At 62.1% G+C, this 26,147-nt stretch carries 15 protein-coding genes and 1 pseudogene; 1 reads left to right on the top strand and 15 read right to left on the bottom strand.

What is annotated here, in order from left to right:
* The first annotated feature begins 1 nt into the window (after position 1).
* Positions 2-658 carry an ATP-binding cassette domain-containing protein gene (locus BISU_RS07660; protein ID WP_051246195.1) on the top strand — a complete coding sequence of 219 codons (657 nt, stop codon included), beginning with the start codon at positions 2-4 and terminating at the stop codon, positions 656-658.
* Between the two features lie 33 nt (positions 659-691).
* Here the strand turns inward: BISU_RS07660 and BISU_RS07655 are convergent, their stop codons facing one another.
* From BISU_RS07655 to lepA, 15 genes and pseudogenes are all read right to left on the bottom strand, one after another.
* Entirely contained in the window at positions 692-3,856 is a 3,165-nt protein-coding gene (locus BISU_RS07655) for a bifunctional [glutamine synthetase] adenylyltransferase/[glutamine synthetase]-adenylyl-L-tyrosine phosphorylase (RefSeq protein ID WP_024463966.1), read from the bottom strand.
* 60 nt (positions 3,857-3,916) lie between these two features.
* Entirely contained in the window at positions 3,917-4,804 is an 888-nt protein-coding gene (gene metF, locus BISU_RS07650; RefSeq protein ID WP_024463965.1) for a methylenetetrahydrofolate reductase [NAD(P)H], read from the bottom strand.
* On the bottom strand, positions 4,804-7,134 hold the full coding sequence (gene metE / locus BISU_RS07645; RefSeq protein ID WP_024463964.1) for a 5-methyltetrahydropteroyltriglutamate--homocysteine S-methyltransferase: 2,331 nt from the start codon (positions 7,132-7,134) through the stop codon (positions 4,804-4,806). The genes metF and metE overlap by 1 nt, the downstream gene beginning before the upstream one ends.
* Positions 7,135-7,249: 115 nt before the next feature.
* Positions 7,250-7,807: a SixA phosphatase family protein gene (locus tag BISU_RS07640; protein ID WP_024463963.1), complete on the bottom strand. Its 558-nt coding sequence runs from the start codon at positions 7,805-7,807 to the stop codon at positions 7,250-7,252.
* An 89-nt stretch (positions 7,808-7,896) separates the two neighbouring features.
* On the bottom strand, positions 7,897-9,165 hold the full coding sequence (locus BISU_RS12575; protein ID WP_411431490.1) for a tRNA (adenine-N1)-methyltransferase: 1,269 nt from the start codon (positions 9,163-9,165) through the stop codon (positions 7,897-7,899).
* A 91-nt stretch (positions 9,166-9,256) separates the two neighbouring features.
* Positions 9,257-10,138 (bottom strand): annotated as a pseudogene (locus BISU_RS07630) (ABC transporter ATP-binding protein); the annotation flags it as partial.
* Positions 10,139-10,317: 179 nt separating this feature from the next.
* Positions 10,318-11,553, bottom strand: coding sequence for a glycogen synthase (glgA, locus tag BISU_RS07625; protein WP_024463960.1), 1,236 nt, complete (start codon positions 11,551-11,553; stop codon positions 10,318-10,320).
* Positions 11,554-11,700: 147 nt separating this feature from the next.
* Positions 11,701-12,156 (bottom strand): membrane protein, encoded by a 456-nt coding sequence (locus BISU_RS07620; protein ID WP_024463959.1) that lies wholly within the window; start codon positions 12,154-12,156, stop codon positions 11,701-11,703.
* A gap of 200 nt (positions 12,157-12,356) precedes the next feature.
* Positions 12,357-13,904 carry a glutamate synthase subunit beta gene (locus BISU_RS07615; RefSeq protein ID WP_024463958.1) on the bottom strand — a complete coding sequence of 516 codons (1,548 nt, stop codon included), beginning with the start codon at positions 13,902-13,904 and terminating at the stop codon, positions 12,357-12,359.
* A 1-nt stretch (position 13,905) separates the two neighbouring features.
* Complete coding sequence (gltB, locus tag BISU_RS07610; protein WP_024463957.1) at positions 13,906-18,483, bottom strand: glutamate synthase large subunit; 4,578 nt, start codon at positions 18,481-18,483, stop codon at positions 13,906-13,908.
* Between the two features lie 537 nt (positions 18,484-19,020).
* Positions 19,021-19,488, bottom strand: a complete 468-nt coding sequence (locus tag BISU_RS07605) for a VOC family protein (protein ID WP_024463956.1) — start codon at positions 19,486-19,488, stop codon at positions 19,021-19,023.
* Between the two features lie 240 nt (positions 19,489-19,728).
* A complete protein-coding gene (locus BISU_RS07600; protein ID WP_033502470.1) occupies positions 19,729-21,312 on the bottom strand; it encodes a xylulokinase in 1,584 nt (527 codons plus the stop codon).
* Positions 21,313-21,417: 105 nt separating this feature from the next.
* Positions 21,418-21,948: a YbhB/YbcL family Raf kinase inhibitor-like protein gene (locus BISU_RS07595; protein ID WP_051246193.1), complete on the bottom strand. Its 531-nt coding sequence runs from the start codon at positions 21,946-21,948 to the stop codon at positions 21,418-21,420.
* Between the two features lie 462 nt (positions 21,949-22,410).
* The gene (gene hemW / locus BISU_RS07590) at positions 22,411-23,763 is read right to left on the bottom strand and encodes a radical SAM family heme chaperone HemW (RefSeq protein WP_024463953.1); all 1,353 of its coding nucleotides are present in this window, start codon (positions 23,761-23,763) and stop codon (positions 22,411-22,413) included.
* Positions 23,764-24,123: 360 nt separating this feature from the next.
* Positions 24,124-26,001, bottom strand: a complete 1,878-nt coding sequence (lepA, locus tag BISU_RS07585) for a translation elongation factor 4 (RefSeq protein ID WP_024462982.1) — start codon at positions 25,999-26,001, stop codon at positions 24,124-24,126.
* Positions 26,002-26,147: the final 146 nt, after the last annotated feature.

Raw genomic sequence — 26,147 nt, 5'->3', positions numbered from 1 at the left:
CATGCAGAACTTCTCCCTGCCCGGCGAGCCCGTTATCGCCGCCAAGCTTGAGAAAACCTTCGGACGGCGGGTGCTGTGGCGCGGCCTCACGTTCCGCATCGAACCGGGGCGGATGATCTCGCTCACCGGCCCCTCGGGATCAGGCAAATCGACGCTGCTCAACTGCATCGGCCTGCTCGAACGCCCCAGCGCCGGAACCTTGTCATGCGGCAGCAGCGAGCTCACCGCCATGAATTCGAGACAGGCGCGACTATTCCGCAAACGCACGCTCGGCTACCTGTTCCAGGACTATGCGCTGATCGACAACGCCACCATCGAGCAGAATCTCGATGTGGCGCTGCGCAGCACCGCCAACAGAAGCGAATGGCATGCCCTGACCCGGCAGGCGCTCAATCGCGTCGGACTCAAGGGGCGGGAGCGCGAGCCCGTATTCCAGCTCTCCGGCGGCGAGCAGCAGCGCGTCGCGCTCGCGCGGCTCATCGTCAAACGGCCAGGCATCATCCTCGCCGACGAACCCACGGGCGCCCTCGACCACGGCAACGCCGACATGGTCATCGCCACACTGCGCGACATGGCCGATCACGGCGGCGTCATCATCATCGCCACCCACTCCGACCGGGTCGCCAACGCATGCGACGCCACCATCGAACTGGGATAACGCGAGCTGACGTCACTGTTCACGCCACCCCGCTCATTCCTCCCCGTAGAACAGCCGCTCCACGACTTCGCGGCATTGGCGCAGCGTGCCGAGCAGGTCGTTTTCGAAGTGCTGGCCGTGGTGCGACTCGTAGCCCAAATACACCGCGATGGCACCAAGGGAGTCGAGGTCTTCGGGCAGAATGTCGGCGCGCGCGGCCCGGCCGGTCCACAGATAGTTGCCGTTGCGCGCATCGGTGCACATGCACCAGGAGCGGCATAGCACGTGAGCATCCTTCGATTCGATGTAGCCTAAACGTTCCAACTCATCAAGGGCGGCCAAGGTCGAGTTCACGCGCAGGCCTTCGTGCTGCCCGGCATGGCGCAGCTGCATGAGCTGCACGGTCCATTCCACGTCGGATAGCCCTCCCTTGCCGAGTTTCAAGTGCCGGTGCCTCGGCACGCCGCGCGGCAGTCGCTCGGCCTCCATGCGGGCCTTGAGCTTCCTGATCTCGCCTACGGCCGCATCGGATACCTTCCCGCTCGGATAGCGCAGCGGATCGGCGATGTTGTGCAGAAAATCCTCGGCAAGCTGGCTGTCGCCTGCGGCGTAACGCGCCCTCAAGAGCGCCTGATGCTCCCAGGTGGCGGCCCACTGCGCATAGTATTCCTCGCAGGAGGCGTAGGAGCGCATTAGCGGGCCGTTCTTGCCTTCGGGGCGCAGATCGAGGTCGAGATCGATTTTCGGCTCGACCGTCACCGGACCCAGCACCACGTTGCGCAACGTTTCGACGACCGCCTGCGCGAAGATGCCGGCATCCTCCTCCGAGAACCCATCACAAGGACGATAGATCAGAATCGCGTCGGCGTCGGAGCTGAAATTAATCTCGCGTCCGCCGTAGCGCCCCATGCCGATGACAGCTAAGGCTGCGGGAGGGTCGCAGTAGCGCTTCACCCGGCATTGCGAGCGGATTGACCATTGCAGCGCGGCATCGAGTATCGCGTCGTACACGTCGGTCATGCCGGCCAGACAGGCATCCGAATCCATGACGCCCGCCATCCAGGACAGCCCCACGCGCTCGATTTCGTGGCGGTGCATCGCGCGCATCGAATGCGCGAAGTCGGCGGTGGAATCAGCGTAGCGTTCCAATGTCGCGTGGCACTGGACGTCCAGGCTTGCTCTGTCGCGAGCACGCAGCATATCGTCATTGCCCAGCCAGGTGATCGACTCCACGGATTTGTTGAGCGCATCGCCAAGGAAACGCGAGTTGGCGAGGATATGGCACAGGCGCCGCGCGGCCATCGGTGAATCGCGTAGGAAGCCGAGATAGGGGCTGCCCGTGCCGAAGTTCTCCTCAAGCCGACGCCAGTTGAGCAGCCCCATATCGGGGTTCTGGCCCTCGCCGAGCCATTGCAGCACGGCAGGCAGCAGGAAGCGGTTGATTTTGGCGGCGCGGGATATGCCCTCGGTCAGCGCGGAGACATGACGGATCGCGGCATCGGCATCGCCGAAGCCGATGGAGGCGAAGCGGTCACGCGCCGCCTGCCTGCTCAGCACGATCTGGTCGTCTTCGAGTTGGGCGTTGACCGGCAGCATCGGACGATAGTAAATATCCATATGCATCCGCCGCACCTCCTGGCGGGTGCTCTCATAACGTTCGACCAGTTCTTCGGGGAGCAATCGCAGCGCACGTGCGAGCCGACGCAGCTCAGCATTCTGGTCAAGGGGCTCGATCCTCGACCCTCGCCCAAGCGGCGTCTCGCCATCGGCCACGCCGATATCTGGGAACAGATGCGTGCGTTTGAGCGCCCACATCTGCTGGCGATGCTCAAGGACTCGTTCAAACCGGTAGTCATCAGAGAGTCTCGCGGCCTGCCGACGCGATACGTAGCCGCCCTGGGACAAAGCCTGCAAGGCATCAAGCGTGGCGGTGATGCGCAGGGATTCGTCCGAACGGCCGTGCACGAGCTGCAGCATCTGCACGGTGAACTCCACATCGCGCAGGCCGCCGCGCCCGAGCTTGATCTCGCGCTCCTTGAGGGCGCTGGGGATAAGATCCTCGACCCGCTTGCGCATCTGCTGGCAGTCGTGCACGAAGTTGTCGCGCTTCGACGCCGACCAGACGAAGGGCCTCGTCATGGCCATATAGTCGCGCCCGACACGCCCGTCCCCCGCCGCAGGCCGCGCCTTGAGCAGCGCCTGGAACTCCCAGTTGCTCGCCCACTGCTCGTAGTAGCCGCGATGCGAGGCAAGGCGGCGCACCAGCGGGCCGTCCTTGCCTTCGGGCCTAAGCCCGCCGTCGATCTGCCAGAGCGCGGGCACGCCGACGCCCGGGACGACCGACTGGCACACACGCTGCAGCGTGGTGGCGATTCTAGTGCCGATTCTGGTCAGCTGGCTGGCGTCAGTGTCCTCGTCGGCCGGCTCCACGACATAGATCAGATCCACGTCCGAAACGTAGTTCAGCTCGCGTGCGCCGAGCTTGCCCATGCCGATGATCGCGAACCGGCAGTTTTCGCTTCCCTCGACCTCATGCCGTGCGATGGCCAGTGCGCCTTCAAGAGCGGCATCGGCCAAATCGGAGAGCTCCTGGCTGATGCGTGGCTGGATTTCCAACGGATCGGCCGCAATCACATCCTGCGCCATAATCGCGGCGAGCTGGTAGAAATAGGACAGTCGCAAGGCCTCGGTGGCCTCGGCTAACGGCTTGGTAGCGGTCGGAGCAGACGAGGCAGCCGGGGCGACAGTTGTCGCAGCCGCTGCAGATGCGCCGGCAGCTCGTGTAGCGTGGTCAGCGGAATCGTCAGAAACGTTTGAATCATCTGAACCCACGCCGACCGCACGCAAAATGCGTGCGCGGCGTTGGTCGCGATTGAACAAGTAGCTTTCCTGAGGATCTGCAGCTGCGGCCCGCACGAGCGCAGGGCGGAAACGCATAAGGGTGCCCATGGATTCGGAAGCCCCCAGTACCCTGATCAGCCGGGCGAGCTCTTGGTCTCGCATCGCGCCGATATGCTGCGTAAGCACGATGTCAACCAGATGACGCAGCGCAATGTCCGGATCGCAGGCGCGTTCCAAGGCATCAAGCACGCCCCGCAGCTGAGCGGGTTCCCATCCTTCGGCTGCAAGATCGCCGAACAGCGCCGTCGCCGTGTCGAAATCCTGCAACCCTGCGCGGATGAGATCGCGGGTGGAGACAGAGAGAGATATGGAATCCATAGCCACTAATCTACATGGATGCGCGACGTTGCGGAACGACGCTACGAGAGAACACTGGTTCTACACCGCCGCCGAAACCGCGGAAACCGGCGCAGTCGAAGCGGCCTTCGCGAACAGCGGCTGCACGTTGCGCCAGATGCCTCGGGTGACGCTCGGGCGGTTCATCGTGTAGAGATGAATGCCTTCGACGTCGCGTGCCACGAGGTCGGCGATCTGCTCCGAAGCGTAGATAATGCCTGCATCCTGCAACGTGGTGGGATCGCTCCCCCACTTGTCGAGCATCGTTTCGAGACGCTGCGGCACGCGCGACGAGCAAGTGCGTACCATGCGGCGCACCTGACCGGCGTTCGTTACCGGCATGATGCCCGCTTCGATAGGCACGTTGATGCCAGCGGCTCGGGCCTTGTCGAGAAAGCGCAGAAAATCCTGATTATCGTAGAACAGCTGCGAGATCAGGTGCGTCGCGCCGGCATCCACCTTGATCTTCAGATTGCGGATGTCCTCGTCCAGGTCGTGCGCCTGCGGATGACCTTCCGGATAGCAAGCGCCGAACACGGTCATGCCCGGCCTGGTCCGGCGGATGTAGGCCGCCAGATCGCTTGCATGCTCGAACACGCCGAGCGGCTCGCGGTCCGGATTCCTGTCGCCGCGCAACGCCAGCACCGCACTGACGTTCGCTTGCTCGAACATGTCGAGCGTCGCATCGGCCTGCGCCTCATCAAGGTATTGCGCGGTGAGGTGGGCGACGGCGGGAATCCGGTATTCGGCGGTGATCGTGTGCGCGATGCGCGCGGTCGCCGTGCGATCCGATTGCGAACCGTGCCCGTACGTCACCGAAATGAAGTCCGGGTCGACGCCCTGCAGCCCGTCGAGGGTGTCGTAGATCGTGCCGACCGGCGCGTTGCGCTTGGGCGGGAACACCTCAAGCGAGAACATCGGGGCGTGCATCAGCGGGCGAGCCTCGCGCGTTCGGCCTTCGCCGCCTCGACCAGATTGGTCAGGCTCGGCCAGGTCTCGGCATTGCCGCGCGTCTTCAAGCCGCAGTCCGGGTTGATCCACACCTTGCTGGCGTCGATCTTCTCCAGAATTGCGTCGATGCGCTCTTCCAGCTCATGCTCGCTGGGGATGCGCGGCGAATGGATGTCGTAGACGCCCGGGCCGGCCTCGGTCTCGAAGTTAGCGTCGTGGATCGCGTCGAGCACCACGAGGTCGCCGCGCGACGCCTCGAAAGAGATCACGTCGGCGTCCATCGCATCGATGTCGCGGATGATGTCGTTGAACTCCGAATAGCACATATGCGTGTGGATCTGCGTGGTCGGCTGCACAGCCGAATGCACGAGGCGGAAGGCGGGAACCGCCCAGTCCAGGTACTTGGCGTGCCAGTCGGTCTTGCGCAGCGGCAGCTTCTCGCGCAGCGCGGCCTCATCGATCTGGATGATGCGGATGCCGGCCTTTTCAAGATCCAGCACTTCGTCGCGGATGGCCAAGGCCAACTGCCTGGTCTGCAGCTCGTGCGACACATCCTCGCGCGGCCACGACCAGTTGAGAATCGTCACCGGGCCGGTGAGCATGCCCTTCATCCAATGCTTCGTGCGGCTCTGCGCGTAGGCGCTCCACTCGACCGTGATCGGGTTGGCGCGCGACACGTCGCCCCACACGATAGGAGGCTTGACGCAGCGCGTACCGTAGGACTGCACCCAGGCGTTCTTGGTGAAGAGGAAGCCGTTGAGGTTCTGGCCGAAGTACTCGACCATGTCGTTGCGCTCGAATTCGCCGTGCACGAGCACATCGAGGCCGATCTGCTCCTGATGGGCGATGACCTCGTCGATCTTGCCGCGAATGAACTCGTCATACGAGGCCTGATCGATCTCGCCCTTGCGCAGCTTCGCACGCTCGGCGCGCACATCCTTGGTCTGCGGGAAGGAGCCGATCGTAGTCGTGGGCAGCAGCGGCAGATTTAGCGCCTCGCGCTGCAGCTGCTGGCGCTCGGCGCGAGCCGGCTGACGCACGAAATCAGCATCGCTCAGCGCCGCGAGACGCTGGGAGACAGCCGCATCCTCGGCCACGCGCGTGCCATCGAAGAGCGCCTGATTGCCTTGCAGCGCTTGGGAGGAACGCTTGGCATCGTCATCGAGCTGCGCGAGCTCAGCGATATCTTCAAGCTCGCCAAGCTTCTCGACCGCGAACGCGAAATGCCTGCGCACCTCGTCGCTCAGCCCGCTCTCGCCCGCCGTGCTGAACGGCACATGCAGCAGCGAGCTGGCGGTGGAGACGGCGACCTTGCCCGTTTTCTGCTTCAGCGCGTCGATCAGCCCAAGCGACACCGCATAATCGTTGCGCCAGATGTTGCGGCCGTTGATGACGCCGGCGAACAGCGTCGTATCCTGCGCGACGCCGAACTTCTCCACTGCGGCAAGATTCTCGTCCTTGCCTTCGATCAGATCGAGGCCGATGCCGTCGAAGCCGAACAGGTTCACCGTCTCGTAGATGTCGGCGATATGGCCGAAATAAGTATTCAGCAGCAGCTTGACCTTGCCGTTGCCGCCTTCGCTGTTGACGCCTTCACGCGCCGGCAGGATCTTCGCGTACAGCGCCTTGAACAGCTCGACGTCGCCCGGCTCCTTGTCCAGCACCAGGTACGGCTCGTCGAACTGCACCCACTGCGCGCCCAGCGTGGCGAACTTGGTCAGGATTTCGGCATAGGCCGCAGCGGTCACGTTGATAAGGCCACGGTCGACATTCAGCTCCTCGGCCTGCGGGTTGCGGGCGAGCTTGAGGAAGGTATACGGCCCGATGAACACCGGCTTGGTGAGGATGCCGAGCGCCTTCGCCTCAGCGAACTCCTCGAAGGGCTTGCTGCCCACGAGCTTGATGTCGGTCGACGGCTCGATCTCCGGCACGATGTAGTGGTAGTTCGTGGTGAACCACTTCTTCATCGGCAGCGCGGTGACGTCTCCGCGCTCTCCCTGGTATCCGCGGCCGATGGCGAACAGCGTGTCCTCGGCGTTCTCGAAGGCGAGGCGCTGGTAGCGCTGCGGCACCGCGTTGAGCAGAATCGCCGTGTCGAGCAGCTGATCATAGTAGCTGAAGTCGTTGCTGGGGATCAGCTCGATGCCCGCCTCGGCCTGAAGCTTCCAGTGCTTGGCGCGAAGCTCCTTGGCCGTGGCCCGCACGTCGTCAAGCGAATTGGCGCCCTTCCAATAGCCTTCGATGATTTTCTTCAGTTCACGATTCGCCCCGATGCGCGGGAATCCCGAGACGGAAGTAAGAGCAGGCATGCGTCCTCCAATGCAACAGTATTAACTGGCCTAGCCTATCAACAAACGCGACATTCGAGGCATAGACAACAATAAGGTGTCGCCATAAATCAGATTTATAACGGCGGAAAACCAATTACTCGAAACATTTTGGGTTGATGACGGCGAGCAGTTCGGCGTCATGCGTCTGCCATGCGTCGAAAGGCTTGTCCAAGCCGAAAACGACCACCGCTGCGGGAGACAGCCCGAGATTGAGCAAGTCGAAGGAATCCGAATCGGAACTCTCGCTCGCCAACCATTGACTCGCCATCGACACTGTGGGTTCATGGCCCAGAACCATGAGCACGCGGGTTTTCTCGCTGGTGTGCGCGAGCTCATCGAACAACCCCTGCAGGCCGCCATCGTACAGGCTTTGGCGATAGTCCACCTTGGGCTTGTCGCCGAAGACCTTGAGCATCTTTTCCAGCGTCTGGCGTGCGCGCGTGGCGCCTGAACAGGCGATGCGATCCGGCACCAGCCCCATCTCGTCAAGCCCTTTGGCCACCTTTTTCGCCTGCTTGCGGCCTTTGTCCGTCAACTCGCGGGCCTGATCGCCGCCCTCGCTCGATGCTTCGGGCTTCGCGTGCCGCATCACCAGCAGCACATGATCGTAGTGCCGGGCTTTCTTGGCGAGTTTCTTCAGATTGACTCCCATGGCATTGCTCCTGTCACCATTGGCATCGGCCGGCGGGCGGCCGCTATGCGCGTAGACGTATCCGTATCCAATACATGATTATGCCCGCATCACGCCCCAAGCACGCCGACCTGAGCATCCAAGTCACGCAGCACCTTGCGCAGCTTACGGTCGGAGATGTCACGCAGCTCCAGATCCTCCAACTGCGCGGCACGCTCCTCCTCGCTCATCGCATCGATGTCGGTATGCGTGTCCTTCGAGGCCCGGTCGCGTTTGCGCAGCGCCTCAAAGCCTTCGGCCATCGCGCGGCTAATCACCAGGAACCCGGTGTGTCCGATCATCTGATGATCAGGCCGCACCGCCAGCCCCTGCGCTTTCCAAGCACGTTCCAGCGTCTCCTGAATCTCCGGTTCGGTCCACACTCCGGCCTCGCGCAGCGCCTCGACAAGTCTGCTCAGCTGCGTGGTGGTCGTGATGTAGGCCACAAGCACCCCGCCCGGCGCGATGACCCGACGGGCCTGGTCGAGCCGATTCCACGGGTCGAGCATGTCGAGCACGATGCGGTCGAAGGAATGCGCCGGCAAACCGGCAGCCACCGAATCGAAGTCGCCGATCTTGAGATCCCACCATGCGGGCCGCTCTCCGAAATACAGCGTGGCGTTCGCCTGCGCTATTTTGGCGAATTCGCCGCGCATCTCGATGGTCGTCAGCCGGCCCTGCTCCCCCACCGCGTCAAGCAGATTCAGGCTCATCGCGCCCGAGCCCGCACCTGATTCGAGCACATTCAATCCCTTGCGAATGTCGCCAAGCTGAATGACCTGCGCGATGTCCTTGGGGTACATGATCTGTGCTCCGCGCGGCATCGACAGCACGTAATCAGCCAGCCGCGGCCGCATCACCGCATACTGCCAGCCGCCTATCGCGCGTGCGGCCTTCCATGGCTTGGCAGCGTCGCGTGAGGATGGCCCGGGCTGTTGAGATTGCAGGGATTGCGTAGGCTGCGGAGGCAATGCGACTTGATCTTGCGCAGATCGCGAAAACCGTAGGGATTGCTGCGATTCCGCGGATTGGGAGGACTGCGAAAACGCTGCAGGCCGCATAGGCCGCGCCGAACCGCTCGTCTCCGTCTTCGGCTCGGCCTGCCGCTTGGCATGCACGGTCGTGACGATAATGCCTTCCGTGCCGCCGATGATGTCATCGTGAAGGATCAGTCCATGCTCGGTCTGCGTCGTACCGCCGGCGACCAGCTGCGCGGTGATGCGCTTGCCTTTGCGGTCGGCGAACTGGACCTTTTCGCCGGCTTGCAGCGCTCCTCGTCTAGGCATGGGTCTCCTCGTTGCTGTCGGTCTTTTCAGCAGTGCTGTCAGCATTGCCGGCATCGGTGCTGCCACTGCCTTCTTTACCACTGCCTTCTTCGCGGCCGTCTTTTTCGCGACCAATTCCTTCGCTGCTGATCGTCTGCGCACTTCGCGCATATGCGTTCCAGCGCCCGTCATCGTGCGTGACTTTCAGCGGTAGCCCGAAGATGGCGCTGAGCCGTTCCGCAGTGAAACCGTGTTCGAGGTCCCCCGTGTACAGGATCGTGCCGGGCTGCGGATCGTTTCCAGCGACATTGTCCTGGTAGGCGTCGTTCTCGTTACCTGCGCGGCGTCCCATAATCGCCACATGGTCGAATCCGCGCGGTATCTCCTCAAGCCGGTGGGTGACCAGCAGCACGGTCCGCTCGCTATCCTGCTCGCCGATGCGGCTGAGCGCCTGCAACGCCAGTTCCCGGCCACCCAGATCAAGCCCGGTGGTCGGCTCGTCAAGTATCAGCAGGTCGGGGTCGGCCATCAGCGCCCGGCAGATGAGCACGCGCGTCAGCTCGCCTTGGGAGAGCTTGAACATCTGCTTGCCTTCGAGATAGGCGATGCCGAATTGGTGCATCAAACCGCGAGCCTGATCGTATTGCTCCTGCGAATAGTTGTCGCGCCACCGCCCGGTCGTGGCGGTCAGCGCGGTCACGACGGCATCAAGTGGGTCCTCCTGCGGCGGGAAGGCACGCGACAGCTCCGCCGAACTCAGACCGATGCGATGCCGGTAGGAGAACACGTCGACCTTGCCCAGGCGATTGCCGAGGATGTCGACCGTGCCTTCGGAGGGGAAGCCGCGCGTGCTCATCATCTGCACGAGGCTGGATTTGCCGATGCCGTTAGGGCCGAACAGAATCCACTTCTCCCCGGCCTTCAATTCCAGATTCACATCGGCGAGGATCACGCGACGCTGCCGCCGGAACTCCACACCCTTGAGCTGCAATGCGACCGCGTCGCCCATATGTGTGCCTCCTCTTGAACCTTTTCCTATTCGCAGCATGCCATATTCGCATCACGTCGTGTCCATATCACGCCGTGTCCGGCATGCAATGGTGCGATGAGCCAGCAATGACCCATCGCACCATTACGTCTGCTGCGTCTACGCCTCTACGATATCGTCACTACCCTATCGATACCGTGACGGCAGCTGCCGCGCTAGACAGCCCTGCCAAATCACTCTTACCGAAGCGCGTCGCGATACACGTCGATCGTGCGCTCAGCGATGGACTCCCAGCTGAATTTGTCGCGTGCGCGCTCGTAGCCGGCGCGTCCCATAGCTTTGGCCCGCTCGGGGTCGGCCATGACCTCGTCGATGGCGTGGGCCATGTCGTGCACGAAGGTATCTGGGTCGGTCGGCGTGCCCGTGCCGTCATGAAGCTGCTCAAGCGGCACCAGCAGGCCGGTCACGCCGTCCTCGACCACTTCGGGGATGCCGCCCGTGGCGCTGGCGACGACCGGCAGATCGCAGGCCATCGCCTCAAGGTTCACGATGCCCAGCGGCTCGTAGATGCTCGGGCATACGAAGGCCGTGCTGCCATGCTCCAATGCGTTGAGCTCGGGCTTGGGCAGCATCTCCTCGATCCAGATGATGTTGCCGCGCTGGTCATTGAGCTCGGCGAAGGCCGACTTCACCTCGGCGGCGATTTCCGGGGTGTCGGGGGCGCCGGCGCACAGCACGACCTGAATATCCTTGTTGATGAGGTGCAGCGCCTGCAGCAGGTATGGCAGACCTTTCTGGCGGGTGATGCGGCCGACGAACAGCAGCGTGGGCTTGCTGCGGTCGATATGGTAGCGCTCGAAGACCTTCCAGCCTTCATCATCGGCTGCGGGCGTGGCGAAATCATCGAGCGTGATGCCGTTGTGGACCACGGCGACCTTCTCGGGATCCACATTCGGGTAGGCACTCAGAATGTCGTTGCGCATGCCTGCGGAGACGGCGATGATGCGCTCGGCGTGCTCGTAGGCGTCGCGCTCGGCCCAGGAGCTCAGGTTGTAGCCGCCGCCAAGCTGCTCCTTCTTCCACGGGCGGAAGGGTTCGAGGCTGTGTGCGGTGATCACCATCGGCACCTCGTGCAGCTGCTGCGCCAAGCGCCCGGCGAGGCAGGCGTACCATGTATGCACGTGCACCAGATCGGCGTCGACATCATTGGCGATCTGCAGGTCGGTGCCGAAGGTTTTGAGCGCGGCGTTGGCCTGCGCTAGCTCGGTCGGCGTGTCATAGCCGAAAACGCTCAGCGAGCCTTTCGGATTCTGGCCTGGTATCGCCGGGACGTCTGCCGGGGTACGCGGACCGTCAAAGGCCCGCACCGTCACATCGATGCGTTCTGCCAGCACCTTCGCCAGCTCGTCGACGTGAACGCCTGCGCCTCCATAGATATGCGGAGGGTATTCCCGGGTCAGAATGTCTACTTTTATGGTTTCTCCTTCAGTTGCGCTTCATTGGGCGTACATCTTGGGCGTACAACGACAAGTCTATGCCCTATGCCAGCAATGCGCCGCCATCGGCATGAATTTTGGACGAAAAATCGGAAAGCACCGATTCGCGCACGGTAGCAAGTTCGGCTATACGGCAGTGCCATTGGCATCGAGATTGGGATTATGCCTAGGGTCGCCCGCCACGACGAACAGGCTCAGCACGGCGACGACGAATACGGCGCTGACTGTGACGATCAGCCACAGCGGATGACTCGGCAGCCACATGATGACAAGGAACGCGATCATCGAAAGGCCAATAAGCGTCCAACTGACGATGCGGAACGCCTGACGCACCGAATGCGGCGCCTTGACAATCGCCGGGTCGCGCATCTCGAAGTCGTCCGCGCCCGCGCCTTCGCCAACGGTGCTGGCCGAAGGCTTCCATTCGCCGTCGACATGCTCTTCGAGTCGACGCGACTTCTCCTGCAGAGCACGCTCATCGACCATGCCCGACCGTGCACGACCTTGCGTCTGATCGTATTGCGCAGGCACTCCCCTGCGGCTGCGCTTGTCCTGAGCTCGGCGTTCGGCGCGATTCGGCATAGCTTCTCCTCCATGAAACAACGGTTTTCCGCGTTCCAGTGTACCGCGTCACATAGGCGGGATAAGGCATGAACCTTCGGTCGTGTCTCAAGGCTTGCTGCATCATTTGTGCCTCGCAAAGCGGGTAATTGTCACGAATGAAGCACTGCCGGCGTCTCAGGTTCACAACTCAAACTCTCGCGCCCTTAGCAGACACTCGGTCAGTGAACCAGAGCCTTGAGCGGCAACGTCATCGGGCGGTCGGTCGGCGCGATCGGCGAGGGCAGCTCGGTGACGCCGGTGAGGTATTTGTCAACCGATGCGGCGCAGCTGCGGCCCTCGGAGATGGCCCACACGACCAAGCTCTGGCCGCGTCCGGCATCGCCGCACACGAAGACGCCATCCTGCGTGGTGGAGAACTGGGCGTCGCGTGAGACGTTGCCGCGGCCGTCCAGCTCGACGGGCAGCTGATCAAGCAGCGTAGCCGTGTCAGGGTGGGCGAAGCCGACGGAGATGAGCACCAGATCGGCGGGGATCACGCGTTCCGTGCCGGGGACATGCACGCGTCTGCCGTTTTCGTCAAGTTCGACGCTCACGATTTTCAGTCCTCTGACATGGCCGTGACTATCGGCGACGAATCCTGCGGGCACTGAGGTCTCATCGACGTCGACACGGTCGAGGTCATCTTCAAGGCCGTCGAAGCTCACCGAGTCGGTGCTGTAGAGGTACTCGCCGCCTTCCTGCATCGAAGTGGTCTTCTGATAGGTGCGCGCATAGGTAGGCCATGGATGGTTCTCCGGGCGCTCAAGCGGCTCCTGCGGATTGATCTGCAGCACGGTCACGTCCTTCGCGCCTTGGCGGATCGAGGAACCCAGGCAGTCGGAGCCGGTGTCGCCGCCGCCGATGATGACCACATGCTTGCCCTTGGCGCTGATGTCGGCATGGGGCTGCACGCCGTAGAGCCGGCGGGTCGTATCAGGCAGGAAGTCCATCGCGAAGTGGATGCCGTCCAGATCGCGGCCGGGAATGGCGACGTCGCGCGGAGCGCCGGAACCGATGGCCACTACGACGGCGTCATAACGCGAACGCAGCTCGTCCCAGCTGATGTCCTTGCCGATCTCCATGTTGGTCATGAATCGGGTTCCCTCATCCTCCATCTGCTCGATGCGCTTGTCGATCAAGTGCTTGTCGAGCTTGAAGTTCGGGATGCCGTAGCGCATGAGCCCGCCGATGGCGTCATCACGCTCATAGACGACGACGGTATGCCCGGCGCGGGTCAGCTGCTGTGCGCAGGCCAGTCCTGCAGGACCGGAGCCGACGATGGCGATGGTCATGTCGGTGAGGCGCTGCGGCGGCATCGGCCTGACATAGCCGAGCGCGAAGGCCTGATCGATGATGGTGACCTCGTCGTTCTTGATGGCCGTGGCCGGCTGGTGAATCGCCAGCACGCAGGCGTGCTCGCACGGCGCGGGGCACACGCGGCCGGTGACCTCCGGGAAGTTGTTCGTCATGGAAAGCCGGTCGTAGGCGTCCTCCCACTTGCCCTGGCTCACCAGGTCATTGAATTCCGGGATGACGTTGCCCAGCGGGCAGCCGGTCATGCAGAACGGGGTGCCGCAATCCATGCAGCGCGAGGCCTGTTCGCGGGTCCACGGCTGCGCGCCATGCTCGGCGTGCACGTCGAACCAGTCCTTGATGCGTTCCTCGACGGGCCGTTCGGCCATTTCACGGCGTGTGCGGACTTTGAGGAATCCTCTGGGGTCGCTCATATCAGTGGGCTCCTTCCATGACTTGCTCGTACACATGCTCCCATGCGCCCGGCGCATTGAAATCAACATGCTGTGCCTCGGCCCGGCGCATCGCGTCGGTCATCGCCACATACTGCCTCGGCACTACGTGGGTGAAGCGGGCGGCGGTGTGCTCCCAGTCGCTCAGCAGCTCCGCCGCGAATGCAGATCCGGTCTCCTCGGCATGGCGTTTGACCAGATCGTGAACGAAGCGCTCCTGCCCGTCGTCCAGACGCTGGAAGAGCAGTGCGCCGGTCTTCACGGCCTGCGGATTGACCTTGCCCATGTCCAAGTCGAGCACATAGACCTCGCCGCCGGAGAAACCGGCGCCGAAGTTGCGCCCGGTGGGTCCAAGAATCGCCACAAGACCGCCGGTCATGTACTCGCAGCCGTGGTCGCCCACGCCTTCGACCACGAACGTGGCCCCGCCGTTGCGCACGCCGAAGCGCTCGCCGGCGCGTCCGGCGATGAACATTTCGCCTGAGGTCGCGCCGAATCCGGCGACGTTGCCTGCGATGACATTCTCATGCGGGTCGAAGTTCGCGCCTTCCTCGGGGCGCACGATCAGGCGGCCTCCGGACAGTCCCTTGCCCGCGTAGTCGTTGACTTCGCCGTAGACGCGCAGGGTCTCGCCGCGCGGGATGAACGCGCCGATGGACTGGCCTCCCGAACCATGCAGAGTCATGTCGATGGTGTCGTCAGGCAGGCCTTCGGCGCCGTACCGACTGGTGATCTCGTAGCCGACCATCGTGCCGACCGTGCGATGCACATTGCGGATAGGCACTTCGATGCGCACCGGCTCGCGGCGTTCGAGCGCTGGACGGGCCAAGTCGATGAGACGGTTGTCGAGGGCCTTCTCAAGCTCATGGTTCTGCTCGATGGTCTGATGCAGAGTCGTGCCGGGGGTGGGGCCGGGCTGCATGAGCACGTTGGACAGATCGATGCCGTCGGCCTTCCAGCGGCTCACGGCCTCGTTCTGGTCGAGGCATTCGACGTGGCCCACCGCCTCTTCGAGCGTGCGGAAACCGAGCTGGGCGAGCAGTTCGCGCACTTCCTGCGCGATGAACATGAAGAAGTTGATGACATGCTCCGGCTTGCCAGTGAAGCGCGCGCGCAGCTCGGGATCCTGCGTGGCGATACCTTGAGGACACGTGTTCAGATGGCATGCGCGCATCATCACGCAGCCCTCGACGATCAGCGCCGCCGTGGCAAAGCCGAACTCCTCGGCGCCCAGCAGCGCTGCGACCATGACGTCTCGGCCGGTTTTGAGCTCGCCGTCGCACTGCACGACGATGCGAGAGCGTAGGCCGTTGAGAATCAAGGTCTGCTGGGTTTCGGACAAACCGATCTCCCATGGCGTGCCCGCGTGCTTGATGGCGTTGAGCGGAGCCGCGCCGGTGCCACCGTCGTAGCCGGAGATGAGCACCACATCGGCATGGCATTTGGCCACGCCGGCCGCAATGGTGCCGACACCGAACTCGGAAACCAGCTTCACATGGATGCGCGCCTTGGGGTTGGCCATCTTGGCATCGTTGATGAGCTGTTTCAAGTCCTCGATCGAATAGATATCATGATGCGGCGGCGGCGAAATCAGCTCGACGCCAGGCGTGGCATGGCGCACTTTGGCGATCCACGGCGGCACTTTGGCGCCCGGCAGATGCCCGCCTTCGCCGGGCTTGGCGCCCTGCGCGAGCTTGATCTGCAAGTCGGTGGCATGCACGAGGTAGTCGCTGGTGACTCCGAAGCGGGCCGAGGCGATCTGCTTGATGCGGCTGTAGCGGCGCGGGTCGACGATGCGATCATCGGATTCGCCGCCTTCGCCGGAGTTCGAGCGTGCGCCGATCGAGTTCATCGCGATGGCCAGCGTCTCGTGCGCCTCCTGCGAGATCGAGCCGTAGCTCATCGCGCCAGTGGAGAAGCGCTTGACGATTTCGCTCGCCGGCTCCACCTCGGATATATCGATCGGCTTTCGATCCGAGGTGAAGGACATGAGCCCGCGCAGGGTCATGAGCCGGTTCGACGTGTTGTTGATGTGTTTCGAATACTGCTTGAACATGTCGTAGTCGTCGCGCTGCGTGGCCTGCTGCAGCAGGAAGATCGCCTCAGGATCATTGAGATGGTCCTCGCCGGTGCGACGCCACTTGTAGTCGCCGCCGGTGCGCAGCTTGCGATGCGGCGTGGCCGTCCACTGGTTCGGATAGGCCACGCGATGCCGGATCGCAACCTCCTCGGCGATCTCGTCCAGCCCGGCTCCGCCGACGCGCGACGTGGTGCCGGTGAAGTACTTATCGATCACATCCTGGCTCAGTCCTACGGCTTCGAAGAGCTGTGCGCCGCGATAGCTCATGATCGTGGAGACGCCCATCTTGCTCATGATCTTGAGCACGCCGGTCGAAAGCGCCTTGGTGAGGTTCTTCACCGCAGTTTCGGCGTTGACGGACAGGTATCCGGTGTTGGCCAGATCCTCGACCGATTCGAAGGCCAGATACGGATTCACGCAGGCCGCGCCATACGCGATCAACAGCGCCACATGGTGGATTTCGCGCACATCGCCGGCCTCTACGGCCATCGAGATCTGCGTGCGGGTATGCGTGCGCAGCAGATGGTGCTGCACGGCGCTGGTCAGCAGCAGCGAAGGGATCGGGCCCCACGTATGGTTCGAATCGCGGTCGGAAAGCACGATGAAGTTCTTGCCGCCGACGATGGCCGCATCGATCTCATCGAAGATCTCGTTGAGCCGCTCTTCCAGCGCCTTGCCGCCTCCGGCCACCTGGTACAGGCCTTTGACGATGTATGGGCGGTAGTAGTCGCCGAGAATCTTCGCCTTGTCGAGGCGCTTGAGCTGCGCCATTTCGTCGGAGTTCACGATCGGCAGCGGGATGAGGATCTTCTTGGCGTGCAGCTCGGAGTCCTCGAGCAGATTCGGCTCGGGGCCGATGGCCGATTCGAGGCAGGTGACGATCTCCTCGCGCTCCCAGTCGAGCGGCGGGTTGGTGACCTGGGCGAATTTCTGCGTGAAGTAGTCGAAAAGCATGCGGCTGCGTTCGGAGAGCACCGCCATCGGCGCATCGTTGCCCATCGCGCCAAGCGGCTCCTTGCCGCTGTTCGCCATGGGGATCAGGAGCATCTTCAGATCCTCCTGCGTGTAGCCGAAGGCTCGCTGACGGCGCTGGACCGACTGGCCTGAATGCCGCACATGCTCACGCGCGGGCAGCTCGCTCATCTCGACGGTGTTACCCTCAACCCACTGACGGTAGGGGTGCAGCGCGGCCAGATTCGCCTTGATCTCCTCGTCGGGCACGATGCGGCCCTGTTCGGTGTCGATAAGGAACATCTTGCCAGGCTCAAGCCTGCCCTTGGATATGATGTGCTCCTGCTCGATCTCGGGCAGCACGCCAGCTTCCGAGGCGAGCACGATCGTGCCGTCATCATTGAGCTGCCAACGCCCCGGCCTGAAGCCGTTGCGGTCAAGCTGCGCACCGACCAGCGTGCCGTCGGTGAAGACGATGTTCGCCGGGCCGTCCCACGGCTCGATGAGCGTGTTGTTGTATTCGTAGAACGCGCGGATGTCCGGAGCGAGCGACTCGTCCTTCTCCCACGCGGGCGGCAGCATCATCGAAATGGCGTGCGTGATGCTGCGGCCGGAGAGATGTAGCAGCTCAAGGCATTCGTCAAAAGTGCCGGAATCCGAGGCCCCCGCCGTGCCGATGGGCAGCAGCGGCTTGAATTCGCCCAACAGCTCCGAACTCAGTCGGCCTTCGCGGGCCGAAAGCCAGTTGCGGTTGCCTTGGATGGTGTTGATCTCGCCGTTGTGCGCGATGAGGCGGAAGGGCTGTGCCAGCGGCCAGCTCGGAAAGGTGTTGGTCGAGAAGCGCGAATGCACGATGGCGATGGCGGCCTTCATGCGTTCGTCGGTGAGATCGGAGAAGAAGGAAGTGAGCTGCATCGTGGTGAGCATGCCCTTGTAGGTGATGGTGCGAGCGGAGAGCGAGGCGAAGTAGACGCCGACCTCGTGCTCGACGCGCTTGCGCAGTCGGAAGGTCTTGCGGTCCAGTTCCAAGCCGCCTGTGCCTGCGGCATCATTCGCATCCGCCACGACCAGCGTTTTGAACGAGGGCATGGAGGCGAGCGCCTGCAGACCCAGCCCGTCAGGATTCGTGGGGACCACGCGCCAAGCGAGAACTTCGAGGCCCTCTTCCTTGGCGATCTGCGCGATGGCCTGCTCCTGTCGGCCGGAGCCTGCGATATCGCGGTCGAGGAACGCGATGCCGGCGGCATAGTGGCCCTCGGACGGAAGCTCCACGTCGATGACGGCGCGCATGAATTCATCCGGCATCGATATGAGAATGCCAGCGCCATCGCCGGTGTTCTCTTCTGCGCCGACCGCGCCTCGGTGGTCGAGATTAACGAGGACCTCGATGGCCTTATCGACGATTCTGCGCTCAGCGCGGCGGTTCAGGGTGGCGACCATACCCACGCCACATGCGTCGTGTTCCTGCGAAGGGTCATACATGCCCTGTGCTTCATGGACCGTTAGATCAAGCGGAGCGTGGAAAGTCACCGAAACCACCTTCATCGTTTTTGGCGGGGTGCTACCCGCGGTTCTTTGCCAGTGCTTGGATAGAATACCGCTCGGCAATGTCAAGAGCATTTCGGAAGTCCATATACCGAGTTAATTGGCTGGGTTTTGCGGAGTTTCGCAAAGTTTTGAAGAATCCTCGAGCCATTTGGCATATCTGTGAGGTTTTGCCGAGCTATCGCTGTCCAATGGCTGACCCACTGCCTGCGTATGGTTTGCCGGATTGTCGGGTCTTCGCATTCACCGTGTCTCTCGCGACACGTTTCCCCCATTAGTTCGACCCTCATGCGGGCGTTGTGACACATGACCGCGAGTATACGTCACAACGCCTGCACATACCTCGTAATAATGCGGGAGTTGTGACATATGACCTTGGATTCCTCGCACCTCCACAAGAAGGCGCAGGCGTCACCCGTGCACCTAACATGCAACGCCCACGGAGCAGCGCAAACACGCAGAGAACAGGCCAAGTTCACGACTACTTACCGCCCCTGCCCATATGAACACCTCTTCCATGTTTCACGCGTCGCCATGACTCCAATCGACCACGGCCTCGATGTTGTTGCCGTCCGGATCCAGCACGAACGCCGCGTAGTAGCCCGCATGGTACGGGCGCGGACCGGGAGCCCCGTTGTCGCGCCCTCCGGCGGCGAGCGCCGCATCGTAGAATGCCCTCACTGCGGCGTGATCCGGCGCGAGGAAGGCGATATGGGTTGGCGCGTATGGCTGCTGCGATGATTGATCGGGCGAATCATCAGACGTGGCGTTAGTAGCGCTGTCAGCCACGCCGTTAGCCACGCCGTTAGCCGCGTCATCATCAAGCGGCGAAACATAGAAATCAGAATGCAACGTGCCATCGTCGACGCCGAACCCGAGCGTCGGCTCATGATGCGCCTTCACGACGTAGCCAAGCGGAGCAAGCGCCGCCGTATAGAATGCGGTGCTGCGCTCGATGTCGCGCACATGCAGCGTCATATGGTCGATCATGATATGCCTCCCGACTTGTATTCTCAGTCCCGGCCACCTACTATGCCCCTTTCGTGACGAATACTGCCGGTAAGCGTCACGAAAGGGGCACTGCTCAAGGGATACTGCCCCTTTTGTGACGCTGGTTCCGCATTAGCGTCACGAAAGGGGCATTCCTCCGGGACACTGCATCAGTTTGCCCTTTGCTTCGGCTTAGCGTTACTACTGATGCATAGCCCCTGCGATGGCATCGAATCCCGCTTATCCAAGCCCATTAATGGCCGGATACAGCGCACGGTAACGGTTATAGGCCGTATCGTACAGGCGCACGGTTGCCGCATCGGGCTCATAGCTGACGCTGTCGCGGCAGGCGCGCAGCCGAGCCGTGACCTCATCGAGCGAAGTGAAGCGCCCGAGCGCGTAATGCACCAGGAACGAAAGCGCAGCGGCCGGCATGACGTCCGCGTTGCGGAACACTTCGATGGGGTGGCCGAGGACATCGGCCATAATCTGGCACCAGACATGCTCCCGCGCTCCCCCGCCAATCAGCGTGATCTCCGACGCTGCGGCGTCGAAGGTCTCCAAGCCCTGACGGATGGAGAACGCAACCCCTTCGAGCGCCGCCCGCGCCATATCCGCAGCCGTCGTGTCGGATGAGAGACCAACGTAGGCACCGCGGATGGAGGCATTCATCACGGGGAAGCGCTCGCCGGAGAGGTATGGCAGGCACAGCACGCCGTTGCTGCCAGGCGTGCTGCGGGCCAGCATCGCACCCATACGGCCGTAATCGACGCCGCAACTGGTGCCTTCACCATCACAGTCTTGGTCATGATGACCTTGATCATCACGATTCCCCGCGAATACGGACGTGATCCAGCGATGCACGTTGCCGGCGTTAAGGAACGGCACGCCATTAATGACACCGCTGCTGACACCACTACTGACATTGTTGCGTGTGCCTCCCGCCGTAGTGCACGCGAGGTTCGCGACGCCTGCCCGGTCCGTAATCGGTTCGGGCGAGACGGTGGCGATCCACCCGGAGGTGCCGATGTTGATGTTGTATTCGCCCGGTTTGGTCACGCCGCTGGCGAGCGTGGTGGCTCCCGCGTCCCCGATGCCGGCGAACACGGGTGTGCCGGGCGTGAACCCGGTCAACTCGGCGGCCTGATTGGTGACTTCGCCCACACGATTCTCTGGATTGTGCAATGCGGGGAACAAGGACTCATCCATGCCCGCCGCATCGATAAGGCTGCTGCTCCATGCGCGCTGGCGAATATCCATCGCCCCGACTGTGGAGCTGGCGACGACGTCGGCCACCAATGCCTCTGTCAGCCGGGCGATAAGGTAGTCCTTGGCATCAAACAATATGTGGCGTGTTTTCGCGAAATTCTGCGGTTCGTGGCGTTTGAGCCACATAAGCTTGGGCAGCGGCAACGAGCCTTCAAGCTGATTGCCGGTCAGGTTGTGAAAGGTCGCGTCGCCTACGATTTCGGCCAATTCACGAGCCTCGCAATCCGCCCGACCGTCTGAATAGAGCACCGCACGGCGCACCGGATTCAGCTGCTCATCGAGCGCGATGACATCCTGCATCTGTCCGCTCATGATGATGCCGAGAATATCGGCCGGGTCGAACTCTGGCACGGATTGCGCAGCCTGCGCCAGCATGGCGTGAGCCGCTTGCAGGAAGGCCCGCCACCAGTCGCGCGGGTCCTGCTCCTGATGCCCATCGCCAGTGAATAATGGCATCGCATCGCTCGAGCACGACGCAACAATGCCGCCATCGTCGTCAGTCAGCGCCGCCTTGACCGCCGTAGTACCCGCATCGAATGTCGCAACATAGCTCATGCAGGCCTATGGTAGTCAGGCTGGGTTATGAAATGCAGCGAGCAAACGTCAAAGTTGCGTCTGGAACTGCCAACGACATGGTCGGGCATGCATCGCAGCCCCGGCTCATTCAAAAAGACCCTCGACGCGGCCAATGCCTAAAACCTTCCCGCGCATCGCCTTGCGCAGTCTTCTCAACGTTGTCATGCCGCCGAGGTCAAGTTCGCCGTTCACCGCATACACGGTGAAAACATACCGGTGCGTCGTTCCCTTGGGCGGCTTCGGACCCCGGTACCGATGCCAGCCATAAGCGACGCCCTGCCGCGCGTTCCCTCTTCCAGATCGAGTTCCTTTGGCGATATTCGCAGCAATGTCAGGGTCGACTGGCAGATTCCAGATAAGCCAATGCGTCATCGAACCGAAAATCGGGTGGCTTTCGTCTCTCAGGACTATCGCCAGCGTCTCAGTTCCCTCGGGAATCGACAACAAATGGAAGCTCGGCGAAATATCGTCGCCTCGCCCCGTGAACTCGGTGAAAAACCTGTGGTCTTCGCCAATCCCGCCGCACTGTACAAGGAATTCCTGCATGACACCCAGCTTTCTTCGTAGCTCCGCGAATCGCGCACTGATGGAGCCGACAACTGTTTTGCCCATCATATCCACCAATCGCCACCGGTCGAAGACCTGAAATCCTGATAGTTGAGCTGTGCACCAAGATTGCGACTCACACTTTTGGTTTGCCCTGTGGGCGTTTCTCATGGTTATGCATGCAAGAACGCGCGTTCTAGTCTCCTGAGTGACCAATCATGTCGACAATCTCTCGTTGGCATCCGAAAACCAGTGTATCTGCGTTATATGAGGCGTTATTGGGGTGCTGCTGAGGTCTATCTGCGTTGTGTGAGGCGCTAAATCGGTGGCACCTCAAGTAGCGCCGCCCGAAAATGGCGGTTTCTGGCTGTCCGATACTTGACTCTCAACGAAATAACGCCTCACACAACGCAGATAGACCTCAGCAAGGGTGGATTAGCGCCTCACATAACGCCGATAGCTGCGTGCAACGGTGAAATCACGCAGCAGCACATGTATCGGCAGAAAAGCGTGAGCCGAATCATGTGTGAATCACAAGCCGACCATGTCGAAAAACTGCTCGATGAGGTAGTCGTTGAGCAGGCGGCCGCGCAAAGTGGGGACCACGCGGTTGCCGTGAATCGTGAGCAGGCCGTCATCGGCCAGTTTGGCGATACGAGTGCGCCGGAGGGCGAAATCGTTGCGATTGTTAGCTGTGCTGGGGGCAACGGAATCAGTCGAAGCAATATCGTCCATACTGGAATAATTCGCATGAGCACTGTCTATAGCATTGTCGCCATCAGGCTCGTGCATCGCCCGATCGATCCGGTTCAGATCAAGACCTTCGTGCAGGCGCAAGCCGAGCATGATGAGCTCTTCGAGGTTTTCCTTGGCGGTGATGGCCTCCTGGCCCTGCCACGGCACGTTGCCGCTAGAAATCGATTCGCCCCATACGCGCGGATGCTTGATATCCCAGGCCCTGACCCCTGTCTGCAGCGGCTGCGGCTTATACTTTGCCGCGTCGTGGTCATTGGGCTGCGCAAGTCCAGTCAGGCGGCTCGCTGACGCGCGATTGTAATGGCTGTGTGCACCCGGCCCGATGCCCGCCCAATCGACGTTGCGCCAATAGCCGAGGTTATGCTGGCTCTCATAGCCCGGCCGCGCCCAGTTCGAGACCTCGTACCACTGCAATCCCGCTGCGGAGAACAGATCCTCAGCTATTTCGTACTTGTTCGCCTCGTCATCGTCATCGGGCTTCGGCAGCCGGCCAGAACGCACCATGCGGCCCATTTTCGTCGTCGGTTCCAACGTGAGCGCATACGCGGAAATATGGTTGACGCCCAGATCGACTGCCGTTTTCGCGGAGTAGCGCCAGTCCCCCAGACTCTCCCCCGGCGTGCCGTAGATCAGATCCACGCTTGAGCGGATTCCGGCTTTGTCGGCGGCCCGAACCCCTGCCTCGACACTCGCGGGCGTATGCGTGCGGTCGAGCGTTTTGAGCACGCGCGGCACCGCCGACTGCATGCCGAAGGAAATCCGTGTGAAACCTGCGTCCGCGAGCACGGCAACATAGTCCTCATCGACGGTGTCGGGATTGGCTTCCGTGGTGATTTCCGCACCTGGTTCCAGCCCCCAGAGCTGCTCGACGGCGTGCAGCGTGCGTGCGAGGTCATCGGCTGGCAAAATCGTGGGAGTGCCGCCGCCGAAGAACACCGTCGATGCGGCAGGTTCTACGATGCCATGCTCGTACTGCCAGCGCTTGATCAGCCGCATCTCCGCAATCGCCATTGTGGCGTAGTTGCTTCGGCTCGCCCCGCCGCCCATATCCGGCGAAGTGTACGTGTTGAAATCGCAGTAGCCGCAGCGTCTTAAGCAAAAAGGCACATGAATGTAAACCTCAAACATGATAATATGCCAACTTCCGACGCTGCCCTCGCAGCCTTCGCGGCTGCTCACCTCGGCTACCAAGAGTCCACAGGACTCTCGGCTTAACGCCTCGGCATCTTAAGCAAAAAGGCACATGAATGTAAACCTCAAACATGATAATATGCCAACTTCCGACGCTGCCCTCGCAGCCTTCGCGGCTGCTCACCTCGGCTACCAAGAGTCCACAGGACTCTCGGCTTAACGCCTCGGCATCTTAAGCAAAAAGGCACATGAATATACACTTCAAACATCAATAACCGTCCTACCCCGACGCTGCCTTCGCAGTCTTAACGGCTGCTCACCTCGGCTGCGAACTGACGATGACGATGTCATCACTCGCTATTCGCCCTTCTGCGCGGCGCGAATCTTGTCTTTGGTGTCGCGGTCGGTCGCGCCGTCGTCGGTGGACAGCGCGGCGATGAACGCCTCCTGCGGCACTTCGACATGGCCGAGCATCTTCATGCGCTTTTTGCCGGCCTTCTGCTTTTCGAGCAGCTTGCGCTTTCTCGTGATGTCGCCGCCGTAGCATTTGGCGAGCACGTCCTTGCGCAGCGCGCGGATGGTCTCGCGCGCGATGATGCGTGAGCCGATGGCGGCCTGAATGGGAATCTCGAACTGCTGACGCGGAATGAGCTCGCGCAGCTTCTTCGTCATCATCACGCCATACGCATAGGCCTTATCGCGGTGGACGATGGCGCTGAAAGCATCGACCTTCTCGCCTTGAATCAGGATATCGACCTTGACCAAGTCGGCGCTCTGCTCGCCGTCCTCATGGTAGTCGAGCGACGCATAGCCTTTGGTGCGGCTTTTGAGCTGGTCGAAGAAGTCGAAGACGATCTCCGCCAGCGGGATGCGGTAGTGCATCTCGACGCGCTCGGCGCTAATGTACTCCATCGTGCCCATTTCGCCGCGATGCTCCTGGCACAGGTCCATCACCGAGCCGATGAATTCCTTGGGCGTGATGATGTCGGCGGCGACCATCGGCTCGATGATCTTCTTGATCTTGCCTTCGGGGAACTCGCTCGGATTGGTGACGTGATGCAGCGTGCCATCTTCGGCGGTCACATCGTAGGTGACGTTGGGCGCGGTGGAGATCAGATCCAGCCCGAATTCGCGGCTGAGCCGTTCCGAGACGATTTCCATATGCAGTAGCCCCAGGAATCCGCAACGGAAGCCGAACCCGAGCGCTACCGAGGTCTCCGGCTCATAGACGAGCGCGGCGTCGTTAAGCTTGAGCTTGTCGAGCGCCTCGCGCAGCTCGGGGAACTGCGCGTTGTCAATCGGGAACAGCCCCGAGTACACCATGGGCTTGGGGTCGCGGTAGCCCGGCAGCGGCTCGCTCGCCGGCCTGATTGCAGAGGTGACCGTGTCGCCGACCTTCGACTGGCTCACGTCCTTCGCGCCGGTGATCACATAGCCGACCTCGCCTGCGGCGAGCGCCTTCGTCGGCACCATGTCCGGGCTGATCACGCCGATCTCGATGGGCTCATGGGTCATGCCGATGCCCATCATATGCAGCTTCTCGCGCGATGCGAGCTTGCCGTCGACCATGCGGATGTAGGTCACGATGCCCCGGTAGGAGTCGTAGGCCGAATCGAAGATCAGCGCGCGGGCAGGAGCCTGCGAGTCGCCCGAAGGCGCAGGCACGTCCATGACGATCTGGTCGAGCAGATCGCGCACGCCTTCGCCGGTTTTGCCCGACACGCGCAGCACGGACTGTGGCTCGCAGCCGATCAGCCCGGCTATCTCCTCGGCGTGACGGTCCGGCTCGGCGCTGGGCAAGTCGATTTTGTTGAGCACCGGAATGATGGTGAGATCATGCTCCATCGCCATGTACAGGTTCGACAGCGTCTGCGCCTCGATGCCCTGCGTGGCGTCGACCAGCAGCACGGCCCCTTCGCACGCGGCCAACGCACGGGAGACCTCATAAGTGAAGTCGACATGCCCGGGAGTGTCGATCATGCCGAGCGTGTATTCGGTGCCGTCGACAGTCCACGGCACGCGCACGGCCTGCGATTTGATGGTGATGCCGCGCTCCTGCTCGATGTCCATGCGGTCGAGGAAGCGGTCGCGCATCTCGCGCTCGGGCACGATGCCGGAGAGCTGCAAGATGCGGTCGGCGACGGTGGACTTGCCGTGGTCAATATGCGCGATGATGCAGAAGTTGCGAATCAGCGACTGATCGGTAAACCCGGGCCTGTTCTTCGGTTCAATCACTTGATGTGCGTCTCCTTGCCACTTGTTGTTGCCAACTTGCCATTTCCATGCGCTGCTTCCACGACTGTGTCTCCAACAAACGCCATCGCAGCCACTGCTTCACAACCACACCAGTCTATCGACTCCTGTAGGCATTGCAGTACGAC

Origin of the sequence: Bifidobacterium subtile (genome assembly GCF_000741775.1) — a bacterium.
Lineage (GTDB): Bacteria > Actinomycetota > Actinomycetes > Actinomycetales > Bifidobacteriaceae > Bifidobacterium > Bifidobacterium subtile.
This window is presented reverse-complemented; position numbering and strand designations above follow the sequence as displayed.

Excerpts from the sequence above, each read along its gene's own strand:
- BISU_RS07660 (WP_051246195.1), top strand. The coding sequence starts at position 2 with ATGCAGAACTTCTCCCTGCCCGGCGAGCCCGTTATCGCCGCCAAGCTT.
- BISU_RS07655 (WP_024463966.1), bottom strand. The coding sequence starts at position 3,856 with ATGGATTCCATATCTCTCTCTGTCTCCACCCGCGATCTCATCCGCGCA.
- metF (WP_024463965.1), bottom strand. The coding sequence starts at position 4,804 with ATGCACGCCCCGATGTTCTCGCTTGAGGTGTTCCCGCCCAAGCGCAAC.
- metE (WP_024463964.1), bottom strand. The coding sequence starts at position 7,134 with ATGCCTGCTCTTACTTCCGTCTCGGGATTCCCGCGCATCGGGGCGAAT.
- BISU_RS07640 (WP_024463963.1), bottom strand. The coding sequence starts at position 7,807 with ATGGGAGTCAATCTGAAGAAACTCGCCAAGAAAGCCCGGCACTACGAT.
- BISU_RS12575 (WP_411431490.1), bottom strand. The coding sequence starts at position 9,165 with ATGCCGGCAATGCTGACAGCACTGCTGAAAAGACCGACAGCAACGAGG.
- BISU_RS07620 (WP_024463959.1), bottom strand. The coding sequence starts at position 12,156 with ATGCCGAATCGCGCCGAACGCCGAGCTCAGGACAAGCGCAGCCGCAGG.
- BISU_RS07615 (WP_024463958.1), bottom strand. The coding sequence starts at position 13,904 with ATGAGCGACCCCAGAGGATTCCTCAAAGTCCGCACACGCCGTGAAATG.
- BISU_RS07605 (WP_024463956.1), bottom strand. The coding sequence starts at position 19,488 with ATGATCGACCATATGACGCTGCATGTGCGCGACATCGAGCGCAGCACC.
- BISU_RS07600 (WP_033502470.1), bottom strand. The coding sequence starts at position 21,312 with ATGAGCTATGTTGCGACATTCGATGCGGGTACTACGGCGGTCAAGGCG.
- BISU_RS07595 (WP_051246193.1), bottom strand. The coding sequence starts at position 21,948 with ATGATGGGCAAAACAGTTGTCGGCTCCATCAGTGCGCGATTCGCGGAG.
- hemW (WP_024463953.1), bottom strand. The coding sequence starts at position 23,763 with ATGTTTGAGGTTTACATTCATGTGCCTTTTTGCTTAAGACGCTGCGGC.